A 13815-nucleotide genomic window follows, 5' to 3' on the forward strand; every position below is an offset into this window, starting at 1 on the left:
AAGCTGAAACAGTACGCGTTTGTTGAGCAAAATTGAGTATACTCAATTTAAGTTTTGTTGCATTTAGGTTAAATATTGAAACCCACCATTCAACCCAAAGGGGCAGATTACTGGACTAAACGGATTAGTGATCAAGAAATGCCCGCATTATGCTCAACCGTTCGTGATTTAGAGAAACTGGCTAAAGACGATGTGTCTTCATTGGCGTTGCTCGGTCGCAGTGTTATGCATGATAACGCCTTAACCTCACGTATTTTACGGGTGGCTAACAGTGCGATTTATAATAAAGGCATTAACCAGGTATCTACAGTCAGCCGCGCTGCCGTTGTGCTGGGTTTTGATACTATCCGCAATATTTGTATAACCGCAAAACTTCTCACGAGTCTATTAGAAAACAAGCACTTATCTGAAGGTGTATATCAACGTTTGTTAAAGTTGATGGCGCAATCATTTCAAGCTGCGATGTTAGCGCGGATGATGATGAGTGACCGCGGTGAATCGTTACGCGAAGAAGTGTTTATTGCCTCGTTACTATATCGAATAGGGGAAAGTGCTTTTTGGAGTATGGGCGGTGATATTACCGACAACCTTGATCGTAAATTAGCGTTGATAGATAACAAGATTGATCAAAACTCAGCCATTCGAGCTGAGTTAGGTACCTCTTTTATTCAGCTGACTCAAGGTATTGCCAGAAGTTGGGGCTTAGGGGACGTGTTGTTAAAATCCCTGGCTCAGCCAGATGAGCGAATGCCAGAAATACGCTGTATATTTTTGGCTGATAAATTAGCTGAAATTTTGTCGAAAAATACTTCAGATCCCAAAGAATTACAAAAAAGATTAACTCAAGCGGCTGAAATGTTAGATGTGAGCATTGAGGAAATGACCAAAAAGGTCATTCATTGTAACGAAATGACTCATAAACTGGCGATTGAATATGGCGCTAACGCTATTGTGTCATATTTACCTGAGCCGAGCCGTGTGGCTGCGAGTATAGAAACACCTGTTGCCGTGGCCATTGTTAGGCAAGCCGATCAAGGATACCAACTCAGTAAGTTACGCCAGTTAACTCAGTATGCCGTGGTTAAAACTGATTTTAACCAAATTATGCAAACCGCGCTGGAAGGTATTCTTACTGGCGTCGGGGTTGATCGATGTGGCGTGTTATTGTTATCGCCTAGCCGCAAATTACTGCAACCTAGGGTAATGTTAGGGGACGATGCAGAAATGCTTAAACACGGGTTTGTGATTGAACTCAATGACTCTCAATCGGTGTTTAGCCAATGTATTGAACAAAAACGCAGTATTTGGGTTAATGCGCCTTCATCGCAAGACTGTATAGTGCAAGTTGATGATGCCCTTGTAGAGAAATTATCATCGTTTGGCTTTTTGATTGCCCCGTTAGCCATTGGTAATAAAGTGCTTGGGTTGTTTTATGCTGACAGACACGGTACGGCTCGCCATTTTGAGCCACAAGACAATGACAGCTTTACCCATTTTTGCCAGCTCGCTAACGTGTGTTTCGCCGTATCGATGAGTTAGCCCTAAAGCGTGGAAGCATAAAAAAAGAGATGGTCCATGGGCCATCTCTTTTTTTATTCACTCGATTACCATTACTGCATAATCAAGCTGGTGATACGTTTTGCTTTTTCATTAGGAATAGGAAAACTTAAATGGTATTGGGCGATTTTCCAACCTTGTTCGGTATGTACTAATGCGCCAGTGCCACGGCTTACGCCATAAGCTGGGCTAAACAGTTGCTCGTCAAATAAAATAGTGTCGTCTATTTGTAACAAGTGTCGAGATTGAAGTTCGTAGTGCCAGCCTTTTGTTGGCTTTGCATAACGTTCAAATTCGACCATATTCCAACGCTCTGAATCATCAGTACCAATAAATACCGCTTGTGGGTGATATAAACTGAAATAAGTACTCCAATCGGCTGCAGCGGCACTTTCATGCAGTTTGTTTAATAGCGCGCTAACCTCTTGACGGTCTTCTTCCGACAAGCCCTGGCTATCTTCAACATCTGCTACATTGTTGAGATCTTTAATTACGGCCTGGCTTTCAGAGCTTACCTGCTGACTCACCGAAGTCTTTTTCGGTTCTGTTTGCGTGTGATCTGGTGCTAATTCATTTGCTTCAGTTGCGTGTAAGTCAAAAGCTGCTGCGGTAGTGACTAACATGGCGATAAAGCCAAGTCGGTGAATAATTGATTGCATAGTGTCCCTTACGTAATTAATGACATTTTCGCTGTGATTTCATGTCGTTCTGCGTCAGTGCCAATGGATTGGGTCTAGGTGATAAAACTGACTCAACTCTTGGTATAGTTTTTGGTGTTGTTGGTAAAAATCCGCAGGACGTTCAAAAAAGGTTTCGCTTATAACCGCAAAAAATTCTGCCGGATTGGTTGCGCCATAATAATTAAATAATGACGGTTTATGGTGCGCTGCGCAATGCTGAAGTTGCTTAAATTCTTCGCCTAGCGTTTGTGACCAAGAACGGTAAGCGGTAATGTCAGTTAATGGCGGAGCCCCATTAGCTGTGCCGTCTTCCTGGTCAAGTTGATGGGCAAACTCATGGATCACAACATTGCTGCCATCAAAGGGATCGGCAGCACCTTCAAGAGTGCTATGCCACGATAATACGACTTTGCCATACTCCCAGGATTCTCCTAACAATACATTACGTTGGCTTGACTGAACCCCTGCAATGTCTGTGCGGTTTTGTTCAACAATAAATGCTGCTGGGTATACCAGAATCTGTTTTAATTTGGGGTAGTAATCTGTTTGGCGGTTGAGCAGCAGTAAGCAGGCTTGAGCGGCAATGGTGACTTTAACTTCGTCATTGATAATAAAACCACTGCAACCGACAAATTGCTTTTCAGCGATAAACACTTGAATGTGCTTTTTGAGTTGTAACTGTAAATCGGTTGGCATGGCTTTAAAGTATGGAAACCGTGCTTTAAGTATTGCGCGCCATGCAGTCGGGAACGGCTGAGCAGTAATGTGCTGACGTTGGCGTTGTTTACGCCAACGGCTACTGCCAATCCAGGCTATTGCCAATACTGCTATTAACACGACAAAGACAATCGCAACCATAAAGTTTACCTAAGAATATTTTTACATAGTCTATGTATGGGGGAGGTTAGCGTTAAATTCAAGTTTACCAATTAATTGCAGCTGTTTAGGCTGTTGTTTAAATCTTGATTTAGAACATTATTTATGTTTTTTGCGTACAGCTTTTATCAACGTTTGTGAGGCGTTGCGTGCTAACGGCAGTTCGATGATGAATATAAAAGAACTGGCAAACAACTATCGTCTTGATACTTGTTGCCAGCAAAAGGGTGGGGATAGATTTGAGTGCTAATTAACCTAAGTTAGCGTCAATACGTTTTTGTTGCTCGGGCGTGAGTGAAAAATAGTGATTGATTAATTGCCTGATCAACTTTGATTTAGCAATATTGCCTTGTTGGCTAAGTTGCGTGAGTTGATCGATTGCCGATTCGCTTAACGTGTATGTACAGCGCTTAAATGGTTTGCTGCCACTACTTGCTTTAACTAATGGTTGCGGTTGATTAGGGTATTTACGTTGTAAAAAATCAACCACATTTGTTGGTTCAAGTACTTCGTTATGTGTCTGGCCTTTGGCTGAACTAATTGACGGCGTTGATTTACCCGCTGCATATAAGTCTGCTGCAGCAATAAAGTCATCAATTGATACTGCAATAGGGCGCTCAGCTTTACATAACGAAGCGTTTTTCTTGAGATCGGCGAGTCCCATACTGTCCTCCCAATGTCGTTACGTTAGACACATTGTTGCGTTGTTCGATCAGTTGTTTTGCATCGGTTATGCCTAACAGCTCACAAGCGATGCTGCGCATTTCTTCAGTGGCTTTGCCTTTCGGTTCAAGTTCAAATACTGATAGTCCAGATTCTTCGCTGTCGTCATAAATATTTCTGCTGTAATTAACGGCGTCGAGTACATTGATATCGTATGTGCGGCAGACATCTTTAGCCTCGGTAATACGATTGGCTTGATTGGGTAAACTAGGGCATTGAGTAATCACAAACGATGCGTGCATTTTAGGGTTGATCATTAAACAAGTCGAAACGATGTCGTCCATGTGGCTGACGGTTTTTAAATCGCGGCGCTTTGGTCTTAATGGCATGAGCACATGTGATGCAACTGACATGGATGCGCGTAATGCGAGGTTGTCTTGACCGCCACAATCGACAATCACATAGTCGTAGTGTTGCTCTAAACTGAGTAAGTCATTACGAATTTTGCCATACAGTTGCACACAATTAATGGTTGCTAAGTCTGGGTTATTGTTTCGTGCCTGGATCCAGTCAGATGTGGTGCGCTGTGGATCGCAGTCCACCATAATGACACTGGCCTGAGCTTCTGTTGTTAGAAACACGGCAATGTTTTGTGCAAGACAGCTTTTACCGCTACCGCCTTTTTCTCCGCCGACTAAAATGATCATCGAAACCGTCCTCTTCATTGAGCCATACCCTAAATGAGTAAGAGTAAACTATGGCCAAATTTAATGCTTAGCATTACTTTATGGTCTGAAGATGGTTACGTCAATTAGCTGATTTTTGACGGTTTTTTATAAAAGTCATCGAGATGTTTTATTGACACAAATACCACAAATGGCAAAAAGTTGACGGTAATAAGTTGTATGCGTCAATGTTGCTAAAAAGTTAAATGGCATAAACACTTAAGGCGAGGTTGTGCATCTTGAGTCTTTAGTTGTCAGCTTTTGCAGGTGGTTAAATTTGCCTATCGTTAAGCGTTATATGCATTTTACGTTACTTAATGGCTTTATTTATTTCAAATTGATATAAGTGGGTGCGAGCTATAATTCCACTTATTTTAAAAAACGGCGTGATATAATTTGCGCAAATGTTAACTGTGTTTGGAACCCGAATTATGAACGAGCAACAATTACTCGAAGCGATAAATCAGACCATGCCTTTTGGTAAATACGCGGGAAGAAAGTTGCTACAATTGCCTGAGCCTTATTTAGTGTGGTTTCATTCCAAAGGTTTTCCTGAAGGCAAACTAGGCGAGCAATTAGCATTAATGTATGAAGTGAAACTCAATGGCCTAGAAGAGATGTTGCAACCCCTGTTAAAGCGCTGACAAGCGAATAAACGAAAAATCCTAGAGGCTATAATGCTACATGCTATAAAACCTTAGCAGCGCAGCGACCCTAGCAGGACGAAGTCCACCCGAGTATCTAGTCTATTAATCGTTTTTGCATGTAAAAGCCGGTAAACGTTTGGCCGCATTTTTGCTGATAACTGACTTGTTTAAGTACAAAGCCATTTGTTTCAAACAATGTTTTCGATAAATATGACGCGTCGACACTCAAATGAGAATACTGCTGTTGCTGTGCCCAGCGCACTAATGTTTTATACAATGCACGAGCGATGCCCTGGTGCTGGCTTGTCGGCGTAACATATAAGCAGTCGATGTAACCTCGTTGGCTAAAGTGAGTTTCAACACTAATAAATCCGAGGACCTCTTGCTGATCGTTAACGGCTAACCATGCGCGATTTCGCTTATACCTTAATTGCCAAAACTTTCTCGAACGCGGTGCAGATGACCAGGCATTTAATTTGGCTTGTGGGTAGCGAGGATGGTGAATATGTTGCACTGCTGTATGATATAACTGACTGATTTTATCCGCATGCTGTGCAGAAAAATCAATAATTTTATAGGGCAGTGTGTGTGTATTTTCCATAAAAAAGACCAATCCGAAAGATTGGCCAATTATGGTATTTTTTAGCGCGTAAAAGAACTATTTTTTGCTGATATTGCCAACAAACATGATTTTATCGAAGGTTCTGTTCAGGCTTGAACTGGCAAAATCGGTCATCCACATTTGTTCAGATACTTCAACGGTATCACCTTTGCTGACTTGGGTTTGTGGACCCGCTGCCCAGTAAGTTTTGTCTGCTTCTTTAATTTGAACATAGGTGTAACCACCACCATTCATGGTGTCGAGCACTTCTCCCTGATGTAATGCACCTTGTGCCCAAACAGATGAAATTCCTAATGCTAGGGTGGCAGCGGCAGCAAATGCGATCAATTTAGCTTTCATATTAATGTCCTGTCATACGATTTAGAAGAGGTCCGCAAGGGATTACTTCAGCATTTAAGCATTTAAGCTGATTGGGGTCTGTGATCTAACCCCAATTATCGCTGTCTGTTTTCAAGTAGGACATTTTTCAGTGTATTTATACCGCCTATGCCAGGGAGGCATGCCGCGGTTATTCGCGGTGGCTAATATAGTGAACATTGGCAAACAGCTTTCCTTCAATTAAATGTCCATGTTGACTGACAAAATCAATAAAGGCTTCTGGCAAGGTTTGATGCTCAATAGGTTGTTGCCAATGAGCATGCAACAGGGCGTCATAACCTTCTTTTCCTGCAGCGGTATAAGCACTAGACACGCCAATATACAGTTTGTTTGCCTCAAGTGGTTGCCAGGCATCTTGCTTATAAATTTCAACTTGGGTAATACGCTGGCCTTTAATTTGTTTGCCATCATAAAAATAACGCAGCCCATAAGGGTAGGGGAAGCTTCCGGCGCCGGTGCCCATGATGCCGTTATTGGTTGCGCTGTTAATTGATGATTCTAATGCTTCAATGACATATTTGCCCATGATTTGGTATAGGGTTAATGGCAACTCAAAAGGTAAGATTCGGCCAACCACATCAGCAAGCGACAATTGCCCCTTGTTTAACGATTGCCTTACGCCACCGGCATTATGTAATGCAAAATCAATATTGGGTTCAATCAATTTAGCCGCTTTGTACATACTACGACTGACCCATGGGGCTATTTCACTGCCGTGAGGTAAATGCTTGCTCGGTAAGCGAGTGTGGACAAAGTCGCGGGGAATGTGCGCCAATATCTGGTTTTCTAAGGCATCTAATGCTGGCCGATATTGAGTGTGGATAACTTGGTGTATTTGCTCGTCATGTTGCGCGTCTTTTATACTTGGATGAGCAAATAACTGCTCAATGAGTTGCTCGCTTAGGGCGCTGCTTGCTGCTTTGCCGTCAGCTTGTGTCACATTGATATTGTTATCGAGCATGAAATAATTGTTGCCAACAAGATTTGTGACTTGGCCATGTTGGTCAAATACGATATCGGCGAGTCCAAGCGTTTCTGCATACTTGCCCGCATGTAAAATGGGCGTGGCATTGATGGTTTCGGCATAAGGAATATCACTTAAGCCAATGTCACTCATGCTGCCTTGTAACGTATGAGAGTGGCCGCCAATGATAAGGCTTATACCGTCGACATGTTCAGCTAGCTCGCGGTCTTGATCTAAACCTAAATGGCTTAACACAATAATATGCTTAATACCTTGGCGTGTTAGGCGGGCAATGGTTGCACGCGTGGTATCAATGGCATTAACAAAATGAGTGTCGGGATCTGGTCTGGCAATTAAGCGCATTTGGTCTAACGTAATGCCGATAATGGCCATTTTAGTGTCATGAAAAGGCTTAATTAACACTTTGGCGGTTTCACTGCTGTCATCAAAATCATACAACATTGGATGACCGTATAGTCTGCCGACTTTGAGTCTGTCTTCATGGCTTAAATCCATGTTGCCAGCCAAAACTGGAAAGTCGATACGATTTAAGAATGCTTGTACTGGACTGTTACCGGCATCAATTTCATGGTTACCCAATACCATGGCATCGGGTTTGAGTAAGTTCAGAAGGTGAGCATTGGCCGCACCCTGGAATTCGCGAAAGTACAAGGTCCCTTGAAAACTATCGCCACCGTGTAAAAACAAAAATGGGCATTGCTCAGAGGCTGCCTGCTGCCTTGCTTGATCGATTTGAAATCCCAAGCGTGCATAACCACCAGAATGCCCTTTCAATTTATAGGATTGTTGATTGGCTATTAAGGTGAACTGGACTGGACTGGGTTCAAAGTTAGAATGCGTGTCGTTGATATGAGCGATGGATAAACGATAAGATTTTTGCATTAGTTCCCTCTGTGTAATGCCAATATCTTAACGTATTGGATGGAATAATGTCACCCGCAGAGTGCCTTTATGACAAAACCTCACCCATTTACTGTTCATAGGTGAGGTCAATATTTACGTTTAAGGTGATTAACTGGTTTCGGTTTCGCCGTAAATCACTAAACCTTTGCTCTTTATGCGTCGCTGCCACAATTTACGAGCCAGTGCTTGCATATCAGGGGCAATGTCTTTTGAGTCAACAATCTCTAAACCTATTAAGGTTTCGATAATATCTTCAATGGTCACAATCCCTTCGCTTGAACCATATTCATCTACCACCAAAGCCATTTTACTGTTGCGTTTAATCATGGTTTGAAACAACGGTAAAACACTTACCGACGATTGTAATACTAATAGGCTTTTAACATAGTCGCCGATGGCTGTTTGTGGCGATAAGCTGGCCTGCAAAATAATGTCGTTACGGTTGACGTAACCAATCACGTTGTCGCGGTCATCTTGATACACCGGAAAACGTGTAAAAGGACTACTTAAATGCTCGGCAATAAATTGCTCATTGGTCATGGTTGTCGGTAATTTAAAAATAACCGTACGCGGTGTCATAATATGCGTGACAGACATATCTTTCATAGACAGCATTTGCGTTAAAATTTGCGATTCTTGTTCGCTTAATTCGCCGCTGTCTTTTGCCAACTGGTTCATGGCGCTCAATTCCTGGCGCATGTAAAGATTGTTGTCACCTTTACCTAAAAAGCCGGTCACTTTTTGCGACAGCCATATTAACGGCAAGGTTAGCCTTTCCATCCAGTAAAGACATACCGACACCATTGGTGCTAGCTTACGCCAATGATTAGCGCCAATAATTTTAGGAATAATTTCAGACAAAAATAAAATTAAGAAGGTTAATACCGCAGAGAAAACACCTAGCATCTCACTGCCAAATACAATCGCAGCTTGTGCTCCGGCAACAGAAGCGCCCATAGTGTGAGAAATCGTATTAAGGGTCAAAATCGACACTAAAGGTGAGTCGATATTCTGCTTTTGTTTGTGCAGTCTAGCGGCAGCGTGCGGATTATGCTCTTTGAGGTTAGCAATATAGCTTGGCGTAACCGACAACAGCACGGATTCAAATACACTACATAAAAACGAAATGGATATAGCAAAAATAACGATAAACAGAAGGGTTATCATACAGGGAAAGTAAATACTTCCTCATGGCAGGCCACATGGCCGAACGAGAGGATATCACAAGCTAGGTTAATATAATCTGAATATATTAAGGGTATTTTATGTTGCGACATTAACGCGGTTAACACGGCGACAGCCGGCTTGACGATGTTAAGGTGCAATATCATCGCTTAAACCCGTAAAAGTTAATTTTACCCACTCAACCCGAAACTCCCAAAGGGCAAATTTTACACGGGTTTAAGCTGCGGTTTTTGTTAATTTAGCTGATTTGGAAAGGGAATAACCATTCACCGCAATCAATGCCTTGCCTAAACGCGTGTAAACTCTTACTGAAATCGAGCATCTTCAGGTTGTTTGGGTATAGATATACTGGCTAAAAGGCCATGCTACCTGTATAATTTGCCGCCCTGTTACAGGTTTTGGTGTTTTGAGGTTAGGCAGATGAGTGTAAAAAAAATCAATTTATTAGATCTTGATCGTAAAGGACTGCGAGCGTTGTTCAGCGAAATGGGTGAAAAACCATTCCGTGCCGATCAATTAATGAAGTGGATTTATCACTTTGGTGTCAGCGACTTTGAAGAAATGAACAACATTAACAAGGTGTTGCGAGGTAAACTTGCCGCCAAGTGTGAAATTGTTGCACCAGAAATTTCAAGTTTTCAAAAATCGAATGATGGCACCATTAAATTTGCCATTAACGTTGGCCAGGGCCAAGAAGTTGAAACTGTCTATATTCCTGAAGAAGACCGCGCCACCTTGTGCGTGTCATCTCAAGTGGGTTGCGCATTAGAATGTACTTTCTGCTCAACGGCTCAACAAGGCTTTAACCGTAACCTCACCGTGTCTGAAATTGTCGGTCAAGTTTGGCGTGTTTCGCAGTTTTTAGGTTTCCATAAAGACACCGGTGACCGTCCAATCTCTAACGTTGTGATGATGGGCATGGGCGAGCCTTTGCTTAACCTTGCTAACGTTATTCCTGCAATGGATATCATGTTAGATGACTTTGGTTTTAGCTTATCAAAACGTCGTGTAACCTTATCGACGTCTGGTGTTGTGCCTGCGCTTGATAAACTTGGTGATGCGATTGATGTGGCATTAGCTGTGAGTATTCATGCGCCAAATGATGAGCTGCGTGATGTACTTGTGCCTGTAAACAAAAAATATCCTTTACAAGAATTCTTAGCCGGTATTCGCCGCTACTTAGCAAAATCGAATGCAAACCGTGGCCGTGTAACCGTTGAGTATGTGATGCTAGACCATATCAACGACAGCACTGACCAAGCACATGAACTGGCTAAGTTAATGAAAGACACGCCATGTAAAATTAATTTAATCCCGTTTAATCCTTACCCAGGTTCACCTTACGGGCGTTCATCGAATTCGCGTATCGATCGCTTCTCTAAAGTGTTGATGGAATACGGTTTAACGGTCATTGTACGTAAAACACGTGGTGATGATATTGACGCTGCATGTGGTCAATTAGCCGGTGATATTCGTGATAGAACAAAGCGTTTAGCAAAAAAACAAATGCAACAAAACCAGATTTCAGTCACAATGGATTAACTCTTTGTTTGCATAGATAATAGGCTTATAAATGAAGCATGGAATGCAAAAGGTTTTTGCGATAACGTTAGTGGCTATGTCGGTTGGCGGTTGTGTCACCGAACGCACCTATAGCGGTACAGATACCCCAGTTGCCGAGCGTAAGTTTGACAAGGTAGGCGCTGCGCGTGAGCGTATGCAATTGGGGCTAACCTATTTAAATCGCGGTAACAGTGAGCAAGCAAAGTACAATTTAAATAAAGCGGTAGAATACGCGCCACAGATGAGTGAAGTGCACGTGGCAATGGCGTATTACTATCAAACTGTGGGAGATTTAGCCCGCACTGAAGAATCATACCAACGCGCCATAGTGCTTAGCGATGCGACAGGAGATGCACGTAATAATTTTGGGGTATTTTTATGCCAACAAAGTAAGTTCGCTGAGTCAGAAAAAATGTTTTTAGCCGCAATAAATACACCTAAATATACTCGTACAGCCTCAAGCTACGAAAACTTAGGGGTATGCAGCCGAAAAGCGGGAAATAAAGAAAAAGCGCGACAGTATTTTAATATGGCGTTAAAGTATGATCAAAGAAGAAAAGTAACCTTATTAGAGTTAACCGAGTTAGCCATGGAAGATGCTGACTACGGCGATGCGCGCGAACAACTCGCAAGATACCATCGAGTTGTAAGTGAATCAGCAGAAAGTTTAGCCTTAGGGATCAAGATTGAGCAGGCGGCAAATAACACAGAAGCCGTAAAACGATTTGGCATTTTATTAATTGCGAAGTTTCCTGCATCTCCACAAGCCAAAAATTATAGAGCTAACTTGAATTAATGACTAAAGAATTCGAAGTAGAACAAGACGCTGAAAAAGCGGCATTGTTAAAAAATGTTGTTACCGCAGGGGCTATTTTAAAAGCAGCTCGTGAAGCAAAAGGGTTGTCAATCGAAGCCGTTGCAACACAATTGCATTTACGTCCACGAATTATCAGTGATATTGAACAAGACATTTTTGAAAATATCGCCTCTACAACTTATGTTAGAGGCTATATAAAGAATTATGCTCGTTTTGTTAATGCTGACATCAACGAGATACAACAATGCTTAAAGCATCAGTTGCCTGAAATTGTCCCTCCGGCAATGCAAAGCTTTTCGCGCAAAACCACTCATCAAGCCCGCAATAGCCGTCTCAACTTAGTGACTTACTTTATCATTACCGTTTTGATTGCAATGCTGGTGATTTGGTGGGTGCAAAAGTCGTCTTTATTGACCGACGTTGATGTGTCATTGCCAACGGTTGAAGAAATTGCTGCCGACTCAGCTATGCCCGAGCCACAACAAATTATTCGTACCCAAGAGCAAAATCAAAACGCTAATGTGTTAACACAAGCAGCTGCTGACAGCGGTGCTGAGCTTGCAACATTACCTGCAAATGACGGTTCAGTGACGGTTCCGGCTAGCGCAGCTGTTATTGATGCAAACAGTACTGTTGAGCAAGCAACAACAAATGCAGTACAGCCAACGACATTGCCTGCCAGTACCTTAAATCCTGCATCAACCAGTACTCTTAATCAGGCAAGTGCTGAGTCTACCATTGACACCAGCACTAGCGTGGCAACTAATTCAAGTGTTGAAGGATTGTTGACTATCGAACTCAGTGGTGATTGCTGGATTAACGTAACCGATGCTAACGGTAAAGTGTTGGTAGATGGTGTTAAAACGGCTGCAAAATCAGTTGAAGTGCGTGGTCTTAAACCTTTCAAAGTTATATTGGGTGCTCCACAGGTCGCCAGTATTAGCCTTGACGGAAGTAAAGTCAGTCTTGCTGAATTTGCTAACGGTCGAGTCGCAAGATTAACCCTGCCAAAAGCATAACGAGCTTTAAGCAACAGTAGTAGAGCGTATTTGCATGTATAACGAATCCCCAATTATTCGCCGACCTTCCACTCGTATATATGTGGGCAATGTGCCTATTGGTGATGGCGCACCGATTGCTGTGCAATCGATGACCAATACAAAAACCACGGATGTTGCCGCAACGGTTGCGCAAATCAAAGCATTAGAAAAAGTCGGGGCCGATATTGTACGTGTGTCTGTGCCGACAATGGATGCAGCTGAAGCGTTCAAAATTATCAAACAATCGGTCAATATCCCCCTAGTTGCTGACATTCACTTTGACTACCGCATTGCCTTAAAAGTGGCAGAATATGGTGTTGATTGTTTGCGAATTAATCCAGGTAACATTGGCAATGAAGAACGTATCCGCAGTGTGGTTGAATGTGCTCGCGATAAAAACATTCCTATCCGTATCGGTGTTAATGGCGGTTCGCTTGAAAAAGATTTAATGGACAAATATCGCGAGCCAACACCTGAGGCATTACTTGAATCGGCTATGCGTCATGTGGACATATTAGATCGTCTTAACTTTGACCAATTTAAAGTCAGTGTCAAAGCCTCTGATGTTTTTTTAGCAGTTGAGTCTTATCGTTTACTAGCCAAGCAAATTCGCCAACCTTTACATTTAGGCATTACAGAAGCTGGCGGATTACGCTCTGGTTCTGTTAAATCTGCTGTAGGGTTAGGCATGCTGTTAGCAGAAGGGATTGGCGACACAATCCGTATTTCACTAGCCGCCGATCCCGTTGAAGAAATCAAAGTCGGTTTTGATATTTTAAAATCACTGCGTATCCGAAGCCGCGGAATTAACTTTATTGCTTGTCCATCTTGCTCACGCCAAGAATTTGATGTGATCAGTACCGTTAACGAACTTGAGCGTCGTTTAGAAGATGTCACGACTGCAATGGATGTGTCGATTATTGGTTGCGTTGTAAACGGACCTGGTGAAGCTTTGGTATCGCACATTGGCTTAACCGGTGGTCATGCTAAAAGCGGCTATTACGATGATGGTGTGCGCCAAAAAGAGCGCTTTGATAACCACAGTATTGTTGATGGTTTAGAAGCCAAAATCCGCGCTAAAGCGGCGATGATGGCTAATCGTATTGAGATTGCCGACAAAACAGAATAATTCTCCAACTTGTTAATGGTAATAACGACCTTAACGAGTCATTTT

General features: G+C 42.5%; 14 protein-coding genes. 6 read left to right on the forward strand and 8 right to left on the reverse strand.

From position 1 onward, the window contains the following. Positions 1–75 precede the first annotated feature (75 nt). On the forward strand, positions 76–1539 hold the full coding sequence (locus GQA99_RS09955; RefSeq protein WP_373291418.1) for an HDOD domain-containing protein: 1464 nt from the start codon (positions 76–78) through the stop codon (positions 1537–1539). A gap of 71 nt (positions 1540–1610) precedes the next feature. On the opposite strand, the gene GQA99_RS09960 is transcribed toward GQA99_RS09955, so the two are convergent. From GQA99_RS09960 to GQA99_RS09975, 4 genes are all read right to left on the reverse strand, one after another. After that, entirely contained in the window at positions 1611–2216 is a 606-nt protein-coding gene (locus tag GQA99_RS09960; protein WP_160053736.1) for a nuclear transport factor 2 family protein, read from the reverse strand. 54 nt (positions 2217–2270) lie between these two features. After that, positions 2271–3095, reverse strand: a complete 825-nt coding sequence (locus GQA99_RS09965) for a M90 family metallopeptidase (protein WP_160053737.1) — start codon at positions 3093–3095, stop codon at positions 2271–2273. A 268-nt stretch (positions 3096–3363) separates the two neighbouring features. After that, the gene (locus tag GQA99_RS09970; protein ID WP_160053738.1) at positions 3364–3777 is read right to left on the reverse strand and encodes a hypothetical protein; all 414 of its coding nucleotides are present in this window, start codon (positions 3775–3777) and stop codon (positions 3364–3366) included. Continuing rightward, positions 3737–4483: an AAA family ATPase gene (locus tag GQA99_RS09975; protein ID WP_160053739.1), complete on the reverse strand. Its 747-nt coding sequence runs from the start codon at positions 4481–4483 to the stop codon at positions 3737–3739. The genes GQA99_RS09970 and GQA99_RS09975 overlap by 41 nt, the downstream gene beginning before the upstream one ends. Positions 4484–4932: 449 nt before the next feature. Between GQA99_RS09975 and GQA99_RS09980 the strand changes: the two genes are divergently transcribed. After that, positions 4933–5145: a DUF3820 family protein gene (locus tag GQA99_RS09980; RefSeq protein WP_041413444.1), complete on the forward strand. Its 213-nt coding sequence runs from the start codon at positions 4933–4935 to the stop codon at positions 5143–5145. A 97-nt stretch (positions 5146–5242) separates the two neighbouring features. On the opposite strand, the gene GQA99_RS09985 is transcribed toward GQA99_RS09980, so the two are convergent. The 4 genes from GQA99_RS09985 to GQA99_RS10000 all read right to left on the reverse strand — a co-directional run bounded on the left by GQA99_RS09985 (position 5243) and on the right by GQA99_RS10000 (position 9203). Next, positions 5243–5749 (reverse strand): GNAT family N-acetyltransferase, encoded by a 507-nt coding sequence (locus GQA99_RS09985; RefSeq protein WP_160053740.1) that lies wholly within the window; start codon positions 5747–5749, stop codon positions 5243–5245. Between the two features lie 57 nt (positions 5750–5806). Next, on the reverse strand, positions 5807–6109 hold the full coding sequence (locus tag GQA99_RS09990; protein ID WP_160053741.1) for an NrfJ: 303 nt from the start codon (positions 6107–6109) through the stop codon (positions 5807–5809). A gap of 169 nt (positions 6110–6278) precedes the next feature. Beyond that, complete coding sequence (locus tag GQA99_RS09995) at positions 6279–8015, reverse strand: bifunctional metallophosphatase/5'-nucleotidase (RefSeq protein ID WP_160053742.1); 1737 nt, start codon at positions 8013–8015, stop codon at positions 6279–6281. A gap of 129 nt (positions 8016–8144) precedes the next feature. After that, positions 8145–9203, reverse strand: a complete 1059-nt coding sequence (locus tag GQA99_RS10000) for a CNNM domain-containing protein (RefSeq protein WP_160053743.1) — start codon at positions 9201–9203, stop codon at positions 8145–8147. A gap of 438 nt (positions 9204–9641) precedes the next feature. Between GQA99_RS10000 and rlmN the strand changes: the two genes are divergently transcribed. Genes rlmN through ispG form a run of 4 tightly spaced genes read left to right on the forward strand, consistent with a single transcriptional unit; the run spans position 9642 to position 13770 of the window. Continuing rightward, positions 9642–10763: a dual-specificity RNA methyltransferase RlmN gene (gene rlmN / locus GQA99_RS10005; RefSeq protein WP_160053744.1), complete on the forward strand. Its 1122-nt coding sequence runs from the start codon at positions 9642–9644 to the stop codon at positions 10761–10763. Positions 10764–10794: 31 nt separating this feature from the next. After that, the gene (pilW, locus tag GQA99_RS10010; protein WP_160053745.1) at positions 10795–11580 is read left to right on the forward strand and encodes a type IV pilus biogenesis/stability protein PilW; all 786 of its coding nucleotides are present in this window, start codon (positions 10795–10797) and stop codon (positions 11578–11580) included. Continuing rightward, entirely contained in the window at positions 11580–12620 is a 1041-nt protein-coding gene (locus tag GQA99_RS10015) for a RodZ domain-containing protein (RefSeq protein ID WP_160053746.1), read from the forward strand. The genes pilW and GQA99_RS10015 overlap by 1 nt, the downstream gene beginning before the upstream one ends. A gap of 34 nt (positions 12621–12654) precedes the next feature. Further along, positions 12655–13770, forward strand: a complete 1116-nt coding sequence (gene ispG, locus GQA99_RS10020) for a flavodoxin-dependent (E)-4-hydroxy-3-methylbut-2-enyl-diphosphate synthase (RefSeq protein WP_160053747.1) — start codon at positions 12655–12657, stop codon at positions 13768–13770. The last annotated feature ends 45 nt before the right edge of the window (positions 13771–13815 follow it).

Source organism: Shewanella litoralis, assembly GCF_009828585.1.
GTDB classification, from domain to species: domain Bacteria; phylum Pseudomonadota; class Gammaproteobacteria; order Enterobacterales; family Shewanellaceae; genus Shewanella; species Shewanella litoralis.